The 16,086-nt window shown below is 47.6% G+C and carries 16 protein-coding genes; 13 read left to right on the top strand and 3 right to left on the bottom strand.

Annotated elements, in window-relative coordinates; genetic code table 11:
* Positions 1 to 163: 163 nt before the first annotated feature.
* A complete protein-coding gene (locus FGT79_RS20940; protein WP_171056355.1) occupies positions 164 to 1,411 on the top strand; it encodes a helix-turn-helix domain-containing protein in 1,248 nt (415 codons plus the stop codon).
* A 47-nt stretch (positions 1,412 to 1,458) separates the two neighbouring features.
* Positions 1,459 to 1,749 carry a low molecular weight protein tyrosine phosphatase family protein gene (locus tag FGT79_RS20945; protein WP_425465034.1) on the top strand — a complete coding sequence of 97 codons (291 nt, stop codon included), beginning with the start codon at positions 1,459 to 1,461 and terminating at the stop codon, positions 1,747 to 1,749.
* Between the two features lie 5 nt (positions 1,750 to 1,754).
* Here FGT79_RS20945 and FGT79_RS20950 read toward each other — a convergent pair whose 3' ends face one another.
* On the bottom strand, positions 1,755 to 2,903 hold the full coding sequence (locus FGT79_RS20950; protein ID WP_138754778.1) for a metallophosphoesterase: 1,149 nt from the start codon (positions 2,901 to 2,903) through the stop codon (positions 1,755 to 1,757).
* A gap of 225 nt (positions 2,904 to 3,128) precedes the next feature.
* On the opposite strand from FGT79_RS20950, the gene FGT79_RS20955 reads away from it, so the two are divergent.
* Both FGT79_RS20955 and FGT79_RS20960 read left to right on the top strand, forming a co-directional pair.
* Positions 3,129 to 5,297 carry a DNA topoisomerase III gene (locus tag FGT79_RS20955; RefSeq protein ID WP_138754779.1) on the top strand — a complete coding sequence of 723 codons (2,169 nt, stop codon included), beginning with the start codon at positions 3,129 to 3,131 and terminating at the stop codon, positions 5,295 to 5,297.
* A gap of 208 nt (positions 5,298 to 5,505) precedes the next feature.
* Positions 5,506 to 6,177 (top strand): YheC/YheD family protein, encoded by a 672-nt coding sequence (locus tag FGT79_RS20960; RefSeq protein WP_138754780.1) that lies wholly within the window; start codon positions 5,506 to 5,508, stop codon positions 6,175 to 6,177.
* 194 nt (positions 6,178 to 6,371) lie between these two features.
* On the opposite strand, the gene FGT79_RS20965 is transcribed toward FGT79_RS20960, so the two are convergent.
* On the bottom strand, positions 6,372 to 6,956 hold the full coding sequence (locus tag FGT79_RS20965) for a GbsR/MarR family transcriptional regulator (RefSeq protein ID WP_138754781.1): 585 nt from the start codon (positions 6,954 to 6,956) through the stop codon (positions 6,372 to 6,374).
* A gap of 199 nt (positions 6,957 to 7,155) precedes the next feature.
* Between FGT79_RS20965 and FGT79_RS20970 the strand changes: the two genes are divergently transcribed.
* From FGT79_RS20970 to sda, 7 genes are all read left to right on the top strand, one after another.
* Entirely contained in the window at positions 7,156 to 8,025 is an 870-nt protein-coding gene (locus tag FGT79_RS20970; protein ID WP_425465035.1) for a carbohydrate ABC transporter permease, read from the top strand.
* 39 nt (positions 8,026 to 8,064) lie between these two features.
* The gene (locus FGT79_RS20975; protein ID WP_246096539.1) at positions 8,065 to 8,898 is read left to right on the top strand and encodes a carbohydrate ABC transporter permease; all 834 of its coding nucleotides are present in this window, start codon (positions 8,065 to 8,067) and stop codon (positions 8,896 to 8,898) included.
* Between the two features lie 56 nt (positions 8,899 to 8,954).
* Positions 8,955 to 10,313, top strand: a complete 1,359-nt coding sequence (locus FGT79_RS20980; protein WP_138754783.1) for an ABC transporter substrate-binding protein — start codon at positions 8,955 to 8,957, stop codon at positions 10,311 to 10,313.
* A gap of 14 nt (positions 10,314 to 10,327) precedes the next feature.
* Positions 10,328 to 11,122 carry an HAD family hydrolase gene (locus tag FGT79_RS20985; protein ID WP_138754784.1) on the top strand — a complete coding sequence of 265 codons (795 nt, stop codon included), beginning with the start codon at positions 10,328 to 10,330 and terminating at the stop codon, positions 11,120 to 11,122.
* A complete protein-coding gene (locus FGT79_RS20990) occupies positions 11,112 to 11,453 on the top strand; it encodes a DMT family transporter (RefSeq protein ID WP_138754785.1) in 342 nt (113 codons plus the stop codon). Before FGT79_RS20985 ends, FGT79_RS20990 begins: the two co-directional genes overlap by 11 nt.
* Before the next feature lie 26 nt (positions 11,454 to 11,479).
* The gene (locus FGT79_RS20995; protein ID WP_138754786.1) at positions 11,480 to 12,385 is read left to right on the top strand and encodes a metallophosphoesterase family protein; all 906 of its coding nucleotides are present in this window, start codon (positions 11,480 to 11,482) and stop codon (positions 12,383 to 12,385) included.
* Positions 12,386 to 12,687: 302 nt separating this feature from the next.
* A complete protein-coding gene (gene sda, locus FGT79_RS21000) occupies positions 12,688 to 12,831 on the top strand; it encodes a sporulation histidine kinase inhibitor Sda (RefSeq protein ID WP_138754787.1) in 144 nt (47 codons plus the stop codon).
* Between the two features lie 389 nt (positions 12,832 to 13,220).
* Here the strand turns inward: sda and FGT79_RS21005 are convergent, their stop codons facing one another.
* Complete coding sequence (locus tag FGT79_RS21005) at positions 13,221 to 14,222, bottom strand: NAD(P)/FAD-dependent oxidoreductase (protein WP_138754788.1); 1,002 nt, start codon at positions 14,220 to 14,222, stop codon at positions 13,221 to 13,223.
* A 331-nt stretch (positions 14,223 to 14,553) separates the two neighbouring features.
* Between FGT79_RS21005 and FGT79_RS21010 the strand changes: the two genes are divergently transcribed.
* Together FGT79_RS21010 and FGT79_RS21015 are read left to right on the top strand one after the other, a co-directional pair.
* Positions 14,554 to 15,747, top strand: coding sequence for an NAD(P)/FAD-dependent oxidoreductase (locus FGT79_RS21010; protein ID WP_138754789.1), 1,194 nt, complete (start codon positions 14,554 to 14,556; stop codon positions 15,745 to 15,747).
* On the top strand, positions 15,747 to 16,019 hold the full coding sequence (locus FGT79_RS21015; RefSeq protein WP_138754790.1) for a hypothetical protein: 273 nt from the start codon (positions 15,747 to 15,749) through the stop codon (positions 16,017 to 16,019). Before FGT79_RS21010 ends, FGT79_RS21015 begins: the two co-directional genes overlap by 1 nt.
* Positions 16,020 to 16,086: the final 67 nt, after the last annotated feature.

Here is a 16,086-nt window from a genome sequence, read left to right on the forward strand (position 1 = left end):
ATAGTGGCTCCCTTCGATTTGGAAATAGCGCTTACATTTCGATGCTGTAAGCTTATTTTATAGGATAGTTTCCTTCATTTATGGTAAAATACATCGATAAATAGTAAATTTTCATGATTATCTCTGAATGCAATGTTCCAAAAGGAGCGAAGGGGGAGCCTTGATGAGGCAAGCTGTACCCGAAGATCAAATACCAGCGATCTGCAGACTCATCTATAGCAGCTTTCAAGTACCTTCCCATTACGTGGACAAGGATTTAAAGCTGCTTGCAAGCTCTGCGGACATAGTAATCCATTCTACGATGATGCAAAGTGTACGGGCACTGTTGGAGCAGTGCAGCGCAAAGCAAGCCTCGGTGGAGTTTCCGTCCATCCAGATCCTAAATGCGCTTGAAAATGTTGTAATTTTGCAGGTGGAGCGGAAGAGCGAGTTTGCCGGTTATATGCTTATTGGGCCTTCCGTTTACACGGCGCTTTCCGCTGAAGCGCTCACCGGAATCCTTCAAGATGACGTCGTTCCGTTACAGGATAAAGAGGAGGCAAGAAACTATTATGCTTCTTTACCGGTCATAAACGGTTTGAAGCTGCTGAATGCGGGTGTCTTGCTGTATTATTTGCTATATAGAGAAGAAATAAGCGTGTTTGATATTCTTCAACACAGAGCAGCATGGACCGAACAGGAGCAAGAAATGCCGAGGGCTTTACAGGATATTAATCGGAGATTATCGAGTCAGAGAGAGGCAAGCGCCCTGCATCACGATGTCACGCAGGAGAAGCAGCTGTTTGATTACATTAAGGAAGGCCAGCCGGAGCAGTTGCGGGAGCTTGTTATGTTCGATCCGGATAATCTCGGCGTATTGTCCAAGAGAAGCCACCTTCGCAGTCAAAAGAATCTTACGGTCGCGGCCATTACGCTTGCGACCAGAGCGGCCATCGAGGGCGGCCTTCATCCCGAAATTGCTTTTACGATGAGCGACCTCTACATTCAGCAGATGGAGGAGCAGAAGGATGCACGCAGCGTAGTCAGGTACCGTTCGGAATCGCTGCTTGCTTTCGCCGAGAGGGTGAAGCATAACCAGGTTGGCAGCCATTCTCGTGTGGTCACGGCGTGCCAACGGTTTATTTATAATCACATTTATGAGGAGCTTACGGTTGCTCAGCTTGCAGAGAAGATGCATCTGAACGCTAATTATTTATCTCAGCTCTTCAAGAAAGAGACAGGCTTGCCTATTCATGCTTACATCCTTCAAGAGAAGGTTGAAGAGGCCAAAAAGCTGCTGTTGTCCTCAGAGCTTACGCTATCCGAGATTTGGGCAAGACTCCACTTCTATGATCAGAGCCATTTCACCAAAACATTCAAGAAACACGCAGGCGTAACGCCTAAGAAATATCGGTCGTATGCGAAGGAGTGAGCGTTATTCATCTATTGTTTATTTGCAGCAGAAACAAGTGGCGAAGCTTGACGGCTGAGACGATCTTCCAAGGAGTAGGCGGTCACGAGGTAAGATCGGCGGGAACGGAGGAGAATGCCCGAATCAAAGTGAATGCAGGTCACATCGGCTGGGCTGATCTTATATTTGTGATGGAGAAGAAGCATGTTCGCAGACTTCAGAGTAAGTTCAGCAGCGAGATTGCAGGCAAACAAGTGGTCTGCCTGCACATTCCGGATGAATTCGAGTATATGAACGAGGATTTAATCGGATTGCTTCAGTCAACGGTGCTCCCCTACGTGGAGCCGAGCAGCGAATGACAGGTTTATGCCGTCACAAATTCCACTTCAATATGAACGACCTCAGATCGGCTGCCGATTCTGACTGGAGGTCCCCATGTTCCGAAACCGGACGATACAATAGCATGCAGACCGCCCTTTTTCAAATAACCCCAGTCGAGCTCGAACAATCGTCTCGTAATGAGATGGTTAGGCATCATTTGGCCGCGATGCGTATGACCGGATACGGAAATGTCGATGCCGTTCTCGGCAGCTTTCGCTATATCGGAGGGCTGATGATCAAGCATGATAAGCGGCTTCGATTGATCGAGCGGTGAGATCAGGTCTCTTATGGTCATTCTCCCATCGGCTCCAAAGCCTGCGGAAGCTTTGTCCTTGCGTCCAATCAAATAGAAGCTGTCTGCAACAAGCGCCGACTCATCCATAAGCACGCGTATGCCAATCTCATCCATAGCTTTGATAAATTCAGGCACTTTGCGTCCAATGTATTCATGGTTGCCCGTTACAGCATATACACCTAAAGGCGCGTTTAGCTTTCCGAGCTCGCTTGACATGTTTTTGCGGAGGTAAGGCTCGATATCATCATCGAGAATATCTCCAGGGAGCAGAATAAGATCTGGCTTGATTTGGTCTATCGTACGAACTAGGCGTTTCAAATGCTTGTTGCCAACAATATTGCCAAGGTGAAGATCAGATGCCATAGCAATGGTAAGCTTCTTCAGCTCTCCCGCTGGCTTGGGCACTGTAACCTGATAGGTTCGAATGACAGGGCTCCATGCGTTCCAACTGCCGCGAAGCAGAAGTACAGCCATAAGCAACAAGGCGATGCTGCCTACACCAATAATATAAATGTCGGAATTCACGCCAGCAGCCTTTAGGATAAGAGCAAGCACATTAGCCGGCGGCAAAATAAGAACGGCGTATTCCAGCACAGCGAACCAGTATGAGCCAATGATCTTAAAGGCTTCGGCGACTGGGCGCAGCGGGGTTCGATAGGCGGCGCGTCCGATCAAATAAGCGTAAGCAATGAGGCAGAGGAATAGGGTATACCAGCCTGCGGATTCCAACTTCAACAGTGTGGATAAGAACAGCCAGCCGTTCCAGCCAATATAGAAGGAAATGCCGCTGTATACGAGTAAGACGCCAAAAATAATAGCAATAAATCGAAACTTCATTCGTCAACACTCCCTAGCATTTCGTCTATTTTCTACTAAGCTGCATTTACTATAGCACACGGGGAATAGTTGCAGCAAAAATGGAGGAAGCAAGCAGCCGAGCGGGGGAGCTTGCTTGATAATGGAAGAGTATTAACGCTAGAATCGTTGCGCAGGCTGTAAGCCTATGGTATCGTTTCGTCATAGTGAATGATGTATCTAAATGGAAATGGAGCGAATAATGAAATGAAATCGCTTGTATTAGCAGAAAAACCGAGCGTCGCGAAGGAAATCGCACGCGTGCTTGGCTGTGGACAGAAGCATAAGGGGTATATGGAAGGACCCAAATATGTCGTTACTTGGGCACTCGGACATCTCGTTACATTAGCCGAGCCTGAAGATTATGATCCGAAATACAAAACATGGAATTTGGAAGACTTGCCGCTGCTTCCACATAAAATGAATTTAAAGATTATGAAGGAAACCTCTCAGCAATACCGCGCCGTAGCTCAGCTATGCAAGCGTCAGGATATTAGCGAGCTTATTATTGCGACCGACGCAGGTCGTGAAGGTGAGCTTGTCGCTCGCTGGATTATGGAGCTTGTTCATTGGCGGAAGCCTTTCAAGCGGCTGTGGATTTCCTCTCAGACGGATAAGGCGATCAGAGACGGCTTTCATGCTTTGAAACCAGGCAAGGATTATAACAATTTGTATGCTTCGGCTGTTTGCCGAGCAGAAGCGGACTGGCTGATCGGCTTGAATGTGACGCGGGCATTAACAACCAAATATAACGCTCAGCTTGCAGCGGGCCGTGTGCAAACGCCAACGCTTGCGATGATGATCGAGCGGGAACAGGAAATTCAATCCTTCCAGTCACAGCCCTATTGGAATGTCTCGGCTGACTTCGGTACATTCTCTGCGCTCTGGAGGGAGCAGGACGGTCATGATGGCAGGGTATGGAGCCGCGCGGATGCAGATGCGATAGCTGCTCGAATCAAGAGTGCGCAGGCGAAGGTGAGCAAGCTTCGTACGGTTGAGAAGTCAGAGTCGCATCCTCAGGCTTATGACCTGACGGAGCTGCAGCGAGATGCGAACAAGAAGCTTGGCTTCTCGGCCAAGCAGACGTCGAACGTCTTGCAGAAGCTATATGAGCAGCATAAGCTGGTCACTTATCCGCGCACCGATTCCCGTTATTTGTCGAGTGACATGGTTCCAACCTTGAAGGGAAGACTTGAGAGCATTGCCGTCGGGCCTTACGCGCAGCTTGCACGCAAGCTGGTTAGAACACAACTGCTGATTACGAAGCGTATTGTCGATGATTCAAAGGTTACGGATCATCATGCTATTATTCCTACCGAGCAATTTGTTAATTTGGCAGCACTCAGCAATGACGAGCGCAGACTTTACGATCTTATAGTAAGACGATTCATTGCTTTGTTCTATGGGCCTTATCGCTATGATGAAACCAGCGTTGTGCTCACAGCAGGGAAGGATCAGTTGTATGCCAAAGGGAAAATAGAGAAGGACAAGGGCTGGAAAGAAATCTACCAATCAGGCGTGGGTGCCTCCAGCTTGGATGATGACGAGGATGATGATGGAGCGGGAGATTCTGGGCAAGGTCAAGCAGACCGCCAGCCCTCACAGCTGCTGCCGCCACTCACTAGCGCTCAGACGCTGACCGTTAAGCAGGAGAAAATACGCGAGCTGCGGACGATGCCGCCGCCTCGTTTTACGGAAGCAACACTGCTTACTCGAATGGAAAAGCACAGTCTTGGCACGCCTGCAACAAGGGCAGATATTATCGAGAAGCTGCTCGGGACAGATACGATTACACGGACGCAGAACAAGCTTATGCCGACAGGCAAAGGCAAGCAACTGATCGAGCTTGTCGTGAATGAGCTGAGAAGCCCGAACCTGACAGCCAAATGGGAGCAGGATTTGGAGCGAATTGCGAAGGGCAAGGGAGATCCAGCGGCTTTTATGATAAACGTACGTCAGCAAGCGGCCAAATGGGTATCGGAGGTCATTGCGGACAGCAAGGAATACAGGCCGCATAACTTGACGCACTCGCGTTGTCCTGATTGTGAGAAGCCGCTGCTCGAAATCAATGGAAAGCGCGGTAAATCACTCGTTTGCTCAGATCGTGAATGCGGATATCGCCGTTCTGCAGAGCCGATGCTCTCGAACAAGCGCTGCCCGAATTGCCATAAGAAAATGGAGATTAAGGACGGCAAGGCGGGTAAATTCGCGCAATGCAAGCCATGCCAGGTAATCGAGATGCTTGGTGACAAGCAGGGCGGCAAGGTTAACCGCAAGCAAAATCAGCAGCTAATTCAGCAATATAGCGACAATACATCTCTATCGAACAGCTTGGCTGATAAGCTGAAGGCTGCGCTTGAGAAACAACAGGATTAAGCAGTGAAATCGTGATAGGAAAGCCGGCAAGCCCATCTCAGGGCTGCCGGTTTTTTTATGAAGTCCAAGCAATGCGACTTACAAAATACCCTAGCAGTTGCTGCTAGAATTGGCAATAAAGGCTTCTAACCGATGACATTCATCCAAGAGATAGATAGTATGCTGTCATATGCTATGGATGAGACGATAGGAAAGGGGTTAGATTGGAATGGGTGAACAACAGGGCAGGCAGTTGGCCAGCAAATGGGCGAAGACGTCTATTTTGCTTTCACATTCGAGCATTGCGCCGCATATTCCTCCTACACGAAGGTTTACGGCGAGTAACCTGAGGTCCATGCTTGATTCCCATCAAATGGTTGTCGTAAAGCCCGTCGTTGGCGCAGGCGGTCATGGTGTCATTAAAGTTACCCGTGAAAGAGGCGGATATGCCTATACTTATTATTCGCAGATGAAACGTTTTGCTAGTTTTGCAGCGTTGATAGGTTCGCTTAACAAGCAGCGTAAAGGTCGGTCCTACTTGATTCAGAAAGGCATTGATTTGGCAACGGTGGATGGGCGTCCGATTGATTATCGCGTGAAATACGTGAAGACAGCAACGAGGTGGGTCTATCGTGCTATTGTTGGCCGTATTGCCAAACGCGGGCTGTTCGTTACGAATTTATGCCGCGGCGGAACGCTTGTAACGGCGGCAGAAGGAATAAGTAGATCACTCTCATCTGCACAGGTATCAGAGAAGAAAAGTAAAATGAGAGAGCTCACGGTACTCTCTACAAGCATTCTTGAAGCGAAGTATCCGGGCATTGGCCAATTGGGCTTTGATTATGGGATTGATAAGCAAGGAAAGATTTGGATCTTCGAGGTCAACACGCGGCCGCAATAGGCGCCGAGCTTGGTTACTGTCATAAACTACTTTATAGGTGTCGAGGAAGTCAATCAGACTTCTTCGACACCTATTTTAAAATATAGGGGAGTATATTATTTCGCCAACATTCTCTACAATTCTACGCGAACCGTTAGCTTTGCCGCCTTAGGACGGATTCAGTCGTTTAGGCTCGATAGGAACGGACAAGCTCGCTATTCCTTCGGTGGAGGTGCAGCTTCTCCGGACTGATTTGGTTTCTGGAAGAAGGAGCCGCTGCGCAGCCCGTCAACAAACTGTTGGAGCCAGTTGTAGTACTCGACGCCGTGCCGAAGCTTATGCAGATCCTTTAGACAAAGCTGGCGTTCATCCTCCGGGGTGTCTATTGTCAGAATGATCTCGGAGAGGGAGGGAATCACCTCATTGATCGCTCCGAGCATAACGTCGATCTCACGCTGAAGCTTGGCGGCAAAAAAGTTCTGGAAAGCTTGGAAGAAGTCAGTTTCCGCGACATAGAGGTCTTTGCGCTCCTGCTTTTCATCCAGCTTCATGACCATTTTTGAGTCCATCAAGGAGCGTACGGCATAGCTCATATTGCTTTTGCTCATATTCATATGCTGCTTCATATCTTCAAGCGTCATAGGCTTATCTTCAAAAAACATAACCCCGTACAGTTGTCCGAAAGAATAGTTGGCACCGTACAAATCCATGGTTTGCGCGATGGCGTCAATCATTTTACCTCTCATTTGCTCCTGTGTTGCCCTTGAATCGTCCGAATTACGATGGGATGCTCGTTTCATATCTCTCACCTGCATCATTCATATTTTCTAAGTTCTTTACAAGATCTTTAACGGGAGTTGACGTTCCGATAATGCAGTCGTCATACACTGAGTGTACAATAATTTTTGAACGATAGAGGTGAAACGCAATAATATACGGATATTATATCAAATATTAAAAAGAAATTGAACGAAATAAAGGAGAGTGATGACCCCCGATATGGCTAAGGAATGGAAGGCACTATTGTTCACGCTGCCGGCAATGATCCCCTTAATTATATTTTGGATTATCCCGTTAGGTACGATTTTTTACTTGAGCTTTACAGATTGGGATTTCATGAGTCCGGTTAAAACCTTTGTTGGCTTGGATAACTACTTGTACTTGTTCGATAATCCTGCATTCTACCAGTCGCTGCGCGTAACATTGTTGTTCTGCCTAGGAAGTGTAATTCCGGTCATGATTGGCGGCTTGGGACTTGCACTGCTGCTGAATCGCTCTCTAAAGGGAGCAGCATGGTATCGGACGCTCATGTTCTCGCCTTGGGTTACCCCAACGGTTGCTGTATCAATCGTATGGTCCTGGATACTCGAGCCTAAGGTGGGACTGGCGAATACGGTACTCCGCTGGTTCGGCTTGGATGGCGTCGGCTGGCTTCAGGATACGAAATGGGCGCTGGCAGGCGTGCTGATCGTCACGATATGGAAGCTGATTGGCTGGACTATGGTGTTCTATATTGTAGCTCTGCAGAACGTGCCGCGCGAACTGCTGCAAGCTGGGGATCTTGACGGCGCAGGAAGCTGGAGCAAGCTCAGACACATCACACTTCCGCTTATCTCGCCAACTACCTTGTTTCTATTCATTGTACAAACGATCTCAGCGCTCCAAGCCTACGATCAGATTAATGTACTTACGCAAGGCGGACCAGCGGGTTCAACACGAACATTGCTGTACATGTATTATCAGTCGGCGTTCGAGTCCTTTGATATTGGTCAAGCATCATCTGTTGCCGTCGTACTTGTTCTCACCTGTATGCTCTTATCGCTCGTTTCTTTTGCCATAAGTAGCAAAACCGTTCACTACACCTCTTAATGACAACAGCAATGAAAGGAGAAATGTGACTTGCCAGCCATTCGTAATGCTAGAAGGATACTTCATCATCTCATTCTGCTTCTATTCAGCGCTGCTATGGCATTCCCATTCTATTGGATGGCAACGAGCGCGCTCAAGACGAACGATGAGATTTGGCAGTTTCCGCCGACGCTTTGGCCAACCTCCCCGCAATGGGGCAATTACTTAGAAGCATGGCTGGAAGCGCCGTTCTGGCGGTATTTGACGAACAGCATCGTCGTTGCTGCCGTGATCGTCGTCTTGCAGGCTATCAATTCCGCGATGATGGCTTATGCCCTTACACATATGCGGTTTCGTATGAAAAAAGCTTTTACTGCTATCATCATGCTGGGGTACATGATCCCGAGTACAGCGGTCTACTTGCCGAGTTATATGATCTTAGCAAAGCTGAACTTGCTGGATTCGTACGCCGGGCTTATTTTATCTAATTGCGTCAGTGTCTTTTCGATATTTTTGATCAGGCAGGCTTTTCTTCAGGTGTCACATGAACTGGTAGAAGCAGGACAGATCGACGGAGCATCGCATTTGCGAATATTAGGGTCTATTTTAGTCCCGGTGGCGCGATCCTCCTTTGTTGTGCTCGCTCTCATCACGTTCATTGATCATTATAATAACTATTTTTGGCCGATGCTGATTACAAAAAATCCGGATTTACAGCTCGTGTCAGCCGGTCTGCGAAGCTTCTTCGTGGAAGGAGGGGCTTACGGCTTGAAGTGGCCGCTGATCATGGCGGCAAGCTCGTTTACGATTGCACCGCTGCTTGTTTTGTTTCTATTCGCGCAGAACACCATTATGAAAAGCTTTAACATGTCTGCCGGCGCTAGTAAAGGCTGATTGGAGTAGTAAATGCAAGTCCGTTTCATACAAATAGAGTGGAGGAATCAAATACGATGTTGAACATGAAAAAAGGAATGGCTTTAATGCTGGCAACGAGCTTTGCAGTGCTTTCGGCTTGTGGACAAGGTTCAGGCACGGCTAATGGGGTAGAAAACGGTGCAAATGAAGCAAAAAACACAGCAACAAATGCAGTGATTGAATCGGAGGCACCTAAGCAGCCCGTAACCATTGAGTTCTGGTATGGATTAGGCGGCAAGCTCGGCGATACAATGAAGGAAAAGATCGAGCTGTTCAACAGCTCACAGCAGGATGTTATCGTGAAAGGGATCGCGCAAGCGGACTATTCGGAGACGGAGCAGAAGCTTCAAGCGGCAATCGCAGCGAAGCAACCGCCAGCGGCAGTACTCTCATCCAACATGGCGTGGGCAAAGAAAGGCCTATTTGCAGATATGAGCGAGATGATCGCTTCTGATGATTCCTTTAATAAAGATGATTTCGTTCAAACTTTCCTTGAGCAAGGGCAATTGGATGATAAGCAATACTTCCTGCCGATGTACGGAACGACTCAAGTCATGTATTACCGGAAGGATGCGCTTGAGAAGAATGGGTTAACACCTGACAACTTCAAAACATGGGAAGCTCTTGCAGAAGCCGCTGCGAAGATGACGACAAAGAAGGATGGCAAAACAAGCTTTTACGGCTGGGAGCCGATGTGGGGCAGAGATAATATGATGGATGCGGTATTCAGCAAGGGTGGTACTGTTCTGAGTGAGGATGGCAAGACAGTAATGATCGATTCGCCAGAGTGGATTGAGACTTGGGAGCTGTTCCGCAAATGGATACATGAGGATCAAATTATGTCGATTCACTCCGGCGGACAAGGCTGGGAGTATTGGTATAAAACGATTGATGATGTGATGAAAGGAAATGCAGCAGGCTATACAGGCTCAAGCGGCGACCAAGGGGACCTGGACTTCAATATCGTAGCTGCCATGGAACAGCCGGGCTGGGAAGGCGTTGGAGCAGGCAAGCCTGTGGCAAATGCGATTATGGCGGGTATACCGGCAGGCGTTAGTGATGAGCAGAAGGCTGCAGCATATGAATGGCTGACGTTCTTCTCACAACCTGAGAATACTGCTGCTTGGTCCATTAGCACGGGCTACATTGCTGTACGCTCATCTGCACTTGAGGATGAGAATTACAAAGTATTCAGCGAGCAGAATCCGCAGATTAAGGTGCCGTTAATGCAAGCAGCACACGCATCGGCTCCGTTCCAAGACCCTACGGGAGGCAAAATCAACGATGCGCTTACAATTGCCGCTGATAAAGTTCAAATTGGAAATGTTTCCGCAGAGCAAGCGCTGAAGGAAGCGAAAGCAACAGCGCAGAAGGAACTCGATAGACTGAAATAGGAGTGATGAACAATATGCCTGACTTAATCATACACAATCGAGCATACAAGGTGACAGGCATCTTGTTCGATAAGGATGGAACGCTGCTTGACTTCATTGCTATGTGGGGCTGCTGGAGCGAAGCTGTATTTAAGGCTTTCGAACAGCAGCTGCATAATAAGGGGCTTGCCTTTCAAGCTAATCTTGTTCCTAGGCTATGGGGAACGAAGCATGGCGAAGACGGGACAATAACCGATTACGACAGGAATGGACCGCTGGCAATGGGTTCAATGCAGGATTTGTATGCGGTACTTGCTTGGCAGAGCTACCAGGCAGGCATATCCTGGGCTGAGTCTATGGAGCTTGTGCAGCAATGCAAGCTTGAAGCGGATGAGGAACTCGAACGGCTGCGCCCTGCGCAGCCGCTTCCTGATCTGCATGCCCTTCTTGCGAGCTGCAGGGAACAAGGCATTAAGCTTGGTGTTGTCACCGCAGATGATACAGAAGCAGCAGAAAAGCATTTGGCATGGATGGGCATAAGAGATTATTTCGATGCGGTGGTTGGGAGTGATCTAGTTGCGCTTGGTAAGCCATTTCCCGATATGGTGCATCTAGCTTGCGAGATGCTGTCAATCAATTGCTCGGACGCTGCTGTCATTGGCGATACGAATGGAGATATGCGTATGGGAGGTGCAGCTGGCGCAGCTGTTTCCATTGGCATACATGAAGCTGCTGGAACTAAGGACGGGCAGCATGTGCTGGCCGATGCGGATGAAACGATCAACAGTTACGCGCAGCTTAGCATTAGGAGGCGTTCCGATGAAGGGTGAAACAGGTTGGGGCTGGACCTTCTTACTGCTGGCTATCGTGCTGGAGCTGTCTGGAACCGTTTCGATGAAATATTCGGCAGGCTTTTCTCGTTTTTGGCCTTCTGTACTCATGTTCCTCTTTTATGGTGCCAGTTTCACAATGCTCAACTTCGCTCTCGCTTATATGAATGTTAGTGTTGCCTATGCGATTTGGTCAGGCATTGGCATTATATTGATCACATTGGTCAGCTTCACTGTGTTTCATGAGAAGCTGCCGATTTCTGGATTACTTTGGATTGGCGTTATCATTATTGGAGTTGTGGGATTGAATATGAGTGTGAAGGGCCACTAATAATAGGAGGGAGGGGTTACGGGCTTATGGAGAAACATCTTGCTGATGAAGCTGGTGCATTGCCTGAAATAGACCGCGGAAGAGAACCTATCATTAGCTTTCAGGTCGTGACCGATACGCATGTAACGGAGGACCCCGATCATCTTCATAATAAGCATTTCGGGCAAGCGCTTCAGGATGTGGCTGCTCATGCTGTGAATAGTGTCGGTATTATGCATGTCGGAGATGTAACGGATCGCGGACTTCGAGCTGAGTATGAGGAAGTGACCCGTATTTGGGAGGCGCATAAAGCCGAATTGCCACCAATCTGGTTCACTTACGGCAATCATGATATATTCCTTGGCGACTTACCGAGTCAGATAAAGCTTTATGAACGGTACACGGGCATGTCGGGGCCTTATCATGATGTGTGGCTTCAAAACTATCATTTTATATTTTTGGGCTCGGAGAAGGGTTTGAAAGATTTTGCTTACTTGAGCGAGCAGCAGCTGTCATGGCTCGATGAGAAGCTAAGTGAGCAGGCAGAGCCTGGCAAGCCGAAATTTGTTTTCTTGCATCAGCCGTTAAAGGATACGGTAGCGGGGTCGCTGGAAGCTCAGGGCTGGTTTGGCGTTACACAGGATAAGGAACTAAAGGACATCCTTGCGAAGCATCCTGAGGCTGTTATGTTCAGTGGTCACACGCACTGGGAGCTTGAGGCTGGACTGACTTGCATGGCTGGCGAGGGAGCAACAGCTTCGTTTTTCAATTGCTCTTCCGTTGCTTATCTATGGACAAACGAGGACGAGTATAAAGAAGGCAGTCAAGGACTTTACGTAGAGGTATACGAGGACAAAATAATCGTAAACGGCAGAGATTTCGCGGCATCTGCTTGGATACAGTCGGCACGCTTCGAACTTAGCTTATTCGGCAGTTGTACAGAAAGCCCTTAGGGGCTTTTTTGCTGCGTTTCGGCTGCCCATTTTCAGAATATATGTAATGACGTTAATATATTCCATTAATAGATTCATAGAATTCGATTAAAGTTTTTTATAGAGTTGCTTGAGAAAGAGACCTGTGGATAACTATATCCACATTATCCACCTTGATTTTGCTAGGCGATAGATGTGTATGCACATGCTGTGCACACCGTATCCACAACATCTTGTGTATAACTGACGCTGTTGTCCTTCTATTAGTGCCATGCTACTATGAACAAGTACTAACCAAAGGATGGAAGAAAGGGTGTGTAGTAATGGAGCTACTGTCCGATGAAATGTTGGTAGACACCTATTATGCCGCTGTCCAATTCAAGTTGGAACCCGATTTTATTAGAATGCTGGCTATCGAAATGAAACGAAGAAGGCTCAATCCAGAAACGGTCAAAATTACGGCTTAATGTCTGATGAAGTAGACAGCCTTACAACTATGATTACCATTCGTTGACCGAAAACTCGGTTGTTTGCTTGCAAGTCGAGCAATATAGCATATGTATACAGATGTGGGTGAGGAATTCAGTTTCCTCATTACGAAGCGGATCAACAGCGAACTGTTCATATGGAGCATATGGACCTGCCAGGTCGGCTGTACGACCGCAATCAACAATTGCGCTATCGCAAGAGGAGCAGCGTTCATGCAGAGACTGAATTCCGTTGCAAACTGGACAAAACAAAAGGGTATCCTCCTTGGCACACCTTGCATATGTATGCAATAGGTGAATGATTAATCGAATGCCTAGGTTAGGATACCCTTTTGTTTATATTTCTAACGAAAATCGTTCAGGACTTGCTACAGCTTCATATTACTACTGTGGCCCGGAGACAGCTTTGCATTTGGATCTATATAGACCTTAGCATTATTAACGGCAGTTGGAGCTTCGCCGAATCCTACGGCAATCAGCTTGAGCTTGCCAGGATAGGCGGTAATATCGCCTGCTGCGAATATGCCAGGTATGTTCGTTTCCATCCGCGTATCGACCACTATGGAGCCGCCTTGAATGTGTATGCCCCAATCCGCGATCGGACCAAGGGAAGAGATAAAGCCGAAATTAACGATAACAGCATCGACATCGAGCTCGGTTGTTTCCATCGTTTTAACATCGGTCAGCGTGACACTTGTAATCCTCTCCTCGCCATGCAGCGCTGTCAATTCTTTGGGTGTCACAACATTCACCTTAGAATTCATAAGCGTCTCTACACTATGCTCATGCGCGCGGAACTTATCCCGGCGATGAATGAGCGTAACGCTCTCTGCAATCGGCTCAAGCATAAGCGACCAATCGACTGCTGAATCGCCGCCGCCGCTAATCAGCACCTTCTGCCCCTTAAATCGCTGCAAATCGCCTACAAAATAATGCAGGTTTTTCTTCTCGAATTTCCCAGCCTCGGCTATATCAAGCCTACGCGGCTCGAATGCCCCTACTCCGGCTGTAATAATAACGGCTTTGGCATAATGTGAGCCCTTGTCAGTTATAATTTCAAAGAGGCGCTCGTCATGCTTAATAATGGTAGTAACCTTTTCCTCTAAGCAGATTTCCTGTTTGAAATGCGACAACTGCTCAATAAGCCGATCAACCAGCTCCTGTGCAGTTACTTTGGGAAATCCGGCCACATCATAAATATATTTTTCAGGATATAGTGCTGCAAGCTGACCGCCTAACTGAGGCATGCTCTCCACCAGTTTTACGGTCGCTTGGCGCATCCCGCCATAGAAAGCTGCGAACAATCCTGCAGGGCCTCCTCCGATAATCAATATATCGACGGGGTTTGCTGCTGTTTCAGAGTTAGTCAATGTAGCCACCTCCAATTTTTAAGCTTTTCGTTAATCATTATAATCCTTCGAACAAGAAGAAGGAAATATTTAATTTGTATAGAGTTCTAAACAATTTCGTATATTTTGCCCTTGAACTTTTACTTAAAACTATGTAAAATTTCTGATGTATGTTATGAATGGGACTGCTTGCAAAGTACAGAGAAACCAAACACTTTGAAGCAGGTACTGCCTTGATAAAACGGATTCAATTAGAACACACTGAACTTATAATTATAGATATTCGGTTTAGCATGTGTAATTTTTCACAATGTAATAGGACAAAGATAAGAGGAATGGATGGGATCATACAATGAGCAACATACCTAAAATCGTCATTCTTGGCGCAGGGTACGGAGGCATATTAACGGCGCTGCGCTTGCAAAAAGAATTAAATTACAATGAAGCGGACGTAACCTTAGTCAATAAACATGACTACCATTATATTACGACACATCTCCACATGCCTGCAGCAGGCACGGACAATCCAGAGAATGCGCGCGTAAGCATCTCGAAATTGATCGATGAATTCAAAATCGATTTTGTGAAATCGACAGTCGTTCAAATTCGTCCACAGGACAAAAAAGTCATTCTCGAAGACGGAACGCTGTCTTACGATTATTTGGTTATCGGTCTCGGCGGCGAGCCGGAAACGTTCGGCATTCCAGGTCTTGGCGAGCATGCCATGAATATTCGCAGTATTAATTCCGTTCGTTTAATTCGCGAGCATATCGAGTATCAATTTGCTCGTTTCAAGCGCGAACCGCATCGTACGGATTATTTGACATTTATCGTCGGAGGCGCAGGATTTACAGGTATCGAGTTTATTGGCGAGCTTTCGGATCGCATCCCTGAGCTTTGCAAGCAATTCGACGTAGATCCGGCACTTGTGAAAATGTACAACATTGAAGCTGCCCCGACGGCGCTTCCTGGCTTCGATCCCGAGCTTGTCGAATACGGCATGGACGTATTGACGAAGAAGGGCGTAACGTTCCGCATCGGCACAGCTATTAAGGAATGCTCGCCAGAAGGCGTTGTAGTTGGTGAAGGAGAAGAAATCAAATCGGCAACGGTTATTTGGACCGGTGGTATTCGCGGCAACCGTCTTATTGAGGAAGCGGGCTTTGAGACGATGCGCGGTCGTGTGAAGGTAGATGAGTTCCTTCGTTCACCTAGCAACGAAAATATTTATATTGTTGGCGACAACTCGCTGATGTTCAACCCGGAAGGTCGTCCATATCCGCCAACTGCTCAGATCGCTATGCAGCAAGGTGTAGTATGTGCGCATAATCTGGTTGCTTCGATTCGTAACCAGCCGCCGAAAGGCTTTACGTTCAGCAACAAAGGAACGGTAGCATCACTAGGCAAAGGCGAGGCCATCGGTATCGCATTCGGCAAAAAATATAAAGGACGCGTAGCTGCTTGGCTGAAGAAGGCAATTGACCTGCGCTACCTGTTTATTATCGGCGGTATCTCGCTCGTGCTTCGTAAAGGCAAATTCCTATAATGAGACACTGCAGCGTACAGGTACGCGGTTTGTTGACAAGGGATGAGCTAGATCGTTATAACGCCTTGATGGAGGTCGGCTCTTTTCTCGAGTCGCAGACACGCTATGATCTTGCTTATACGGTGCAGAAGGAAGTTGACCTGTTGATCCAGCCCGCGATAGAGCGGTTAAAGGACAAGGGCCGTGAACGCGACCGTGCTACCCAGGAATATCTGGAGTCCAAGCGCCTCGGATTGGAAGATTCCGATGATGATGAGGACGACGACAACTAAATGCAAGACGCTCGCTACAGGAAGCAGCTCAATTGCTGCTAATGGCGAGCGTCTTTTTTTGTAGCTA

This window comes from Paenibacillus sinopodophylli, assembly GCF_005930355.1.
In the GTDB taxonomy this organism is placed as follows: Bacteria; Bacillota; Bacilli; order Paenibacillales; family Paenibacillaceae; genus Pristimantibacillus; species Pristimantibacillus sinopodophylli.

Bases quoted from the DNA above. Each gene is read 5' to 3' on its own strand.
- FGT79_RS20940 (WP_171056355.1), top strand. From the start codon at position 164: ATGAGGCAAGCTGTACCCGAAGATCAAATACCAGCGATCTGCAGACTC.
- FGT79_RS20950 (WP_138754778.1), bottom strand. From the start codon at position 2,903: ATGAAGTTTCGATTTATTGCTATTATTTTTGGCGTCTTACTCGTATAC.
- FGT79_RS20955 (WP_138754779.1), top strand. From the start codon at position 3,129: ATGAAATCGCTTGTATTAGCAGAAAAACCGAGCGTCGCGAAGGAAATC.
- FGT79_RS20960 (WP_138754780.1), top strand. From the start codon at position 5,506: ATGGGTGAACAACAGGGCAGGCAGTTGGCCAGCAAATGGGCGAAGACG.
- FGT79_RS20965 (WP_138754781.1), bottom strand. From the start codon at position 6,956: ATGAAACGAGCATCCCATCGTAATTCGGACGATTCAAGGGCAACACAG.
- FGT79_RS20970 (WP_425465035.1), top strand. From the start codon at position 7,156: ATGGCTAAGGAATGGAAGGCACTATTGTTCACGCTGCCGGCAATGATC.
- FGT79_RS20980 (WP_138754783.1), top strand. From the start codon at position 8,955: ATGTTGAACATGAAAAAAGGAATGGCTTTAATGCTGGCAACGAGCTTT.
- FGT79_RS20985 (WP_138754784.1), top strand. From the start codon at position 10,328: ATGCCTGACTTAATCATACACAATCGAGCATACAAGGTGACAGGCATC.
- FGT79_RS20990 (WP_138754785.1), top strand. From the start codon at position 11,112: ATGAAGGGTGAAACAGGTTGGGGCTGGACCTTCTTACTGCTGGCTATC.
- FGT79_RS20995 (WP_138754786.1), top strand. From the start codon at position 11,480: ATGGAGAAACATCTTGCTGATGAAGCTGGTGCATTGCCTGAAATAGAC.
- sda (WP_138754787.1), top strand. From the start codon at position 12,688: ATGGAGCTACTGTCCGATGAAATGTTGGTAGACACCTATTATGCCGCT.
- FGT79_RS21010 (WP_138754789.1), top strand. From the start codon at position 14,554: ATGAGCAACATACCTAAAATCGTCATTCTTGGCGCAGGGTACGGAGGC.
- FGT79_RS21015 (WP_138754790.1), top strand. From the start codon at position 15,747: ATGAGACACTGCAGCGTACAGGTACGCGGTTTGTTGACAAGGGATGAG.